A 1,317-nucleotide genomic window follows, 5' to 3' on the forward strand; every position below is an offset into this window, starting at 1 on the left:
GGCGGATGCCGCGGCGGCCCACGGGGTCACGCCCGCCCAGGCTGTGCTGCGCTGGCACCTGCAGAAGGACATCATCGTGTTCCCGAAGTCGGTGCGCGCCGAGCGCCTGCGCGAGAACCTCGATGTCTTCGGCTTCGAACTGACCGATGCCGAGATCGCGGCGATCGACGCGCTCGACCCGCTCGACGGCTCCGGCCGCGTCGGCTCCCACCCGGACGAGGTCAACTGACCCGCTGCGGTGAGACCGAGCCTTCGAGCTCACATGACGCCCTGTGTCGCACCACGCGACACAGGGCGTCGTCGTGAGTACCGTCGAGGCATGACAGCTCCGTTCCGTGTCGTCGCCGTGTCGGGATCCCTGCACGAGCCCAGCAAGACGACCGCCCTCGTCCGCGCGATCACGGCCGCCGTCGCCGAGCGCGCTGAGGTCGAGGCGCAGCTCATCGAGCTGACGCGGATCGGTCCGGGACTGGCCGGCGCGCTCCAGCGCGATCAATTGTCGCCGGAGGTCGAGGCGCAGCTGCAGGCGATCGAGTCCGCCGATCTGCTGATCGTGGGCAGCCCCGTCTACCGCGCCTCGTTCACCGGGCTCTTCAAGCACCTCTTCGACTTCGTCGGCCAGTACGACCTTGTGGGCACGCCCGTGCTGCTGGCGGCGACCGGCGGCGGCGAGAAGCATGCGCTGATCATCGAGCACCAGCTGCGTCCGCTGTTCGCGTTCTTCCAGGCGCTCACCCTTCCGGTCGGCGTCTACGCCAGCAACACGGACTTCGACGGCTACGAGATCGTCTCGGAGGTGCTCGAAGCCCGCATCGCCCTGGCGGCGGAGCGCGCTCTGCCGTTGGTGGGCTACGCGGCGTCGCGTCCGGTCGAGCTGCTCGTCGGCTGACCCCGCCGCGCCCCGCGGGCGTAGCGTGAAGGCATGACCAACCGGCTCGCCGACACCCTCAGCCCGTACCTCCGAGCGCACGCCGACAACCCCGTCGACTGGTATCCGTGGGGTGAGGAGGCGTTCGCCGAGGCGCAGCGGCGCGACGTGCCGCTGCTCATCTCGATCGGCTACTCGACCTGCCACTGGTGCCACGTGATGGCGCGGGAGTCGTTCGCCGACCCCGCCACCGCCGCGCTCATCAACGACGGATTCGTGGCGGTGAAGGTCGACCGCGAGGAGCATCCGCAGGTCGACGGCGCCTACATGGCCGCAGCCTCGGCCTTCACGCAGAGTCTCGGCTGGCCACTCACGGTCTTCGCCACCCCGCGCGGGCGCACCTTCTACGCCGGCACCTACTGGCCGCCGCAGGCGCGCCCCTCGATGCC

General features: G+C 70.3%; 3 protein-coding genes. All 3 read left to right on the forward strand.

Annotated elements, in window-relative coordinates; all coding sequences use genetic code 11:
- Positions 1–229: aldo/keto reductase (locus tag KZA10_RS15475; protein ID WP_218683328.1), on the forward strand; the 229-nt coding region annotated here is incomplete at its 5' end.
- 90 nt (positions 230–319) lie between these two features.
- Positions 320–889, forward strand: coding sequence for an FMN reductase (gene msuE / locus KZA10_RS15480; RefSeq protein ID WP_141385915.1), 570 nt, complete (start codon positions 320–322; stop codon positions 887–889).
- A gap of 33 nt (positions 890–922) precedes the next feature.
- The coding region (locus tag KZA10_RS15485) for a DUF255 domain-containing protein (RefSeq protein WP_218683329.1) at positions 923–1,317 on the forward strand (395 nt) is incomplete at its 3' end.

Source organism: Microbacterium sp. BF1 (assembly GCF_019279095.1).
GTDB classification, from domain to species: Bacteria; Actinomycetota; Actinomycetes; order Actinomycetales; family Microbacteriaceae; genus Microbacterium; species Microbacterium maritypicum.

Coding starts and splice junctions, on each gene's coding strand:
- msuE (WP_141385915.1), top strand. CDS start 320: ATGACAGCTCCGTTCCGTGTCGTCGCCGTGTCGGGATCCCTGCACGAG.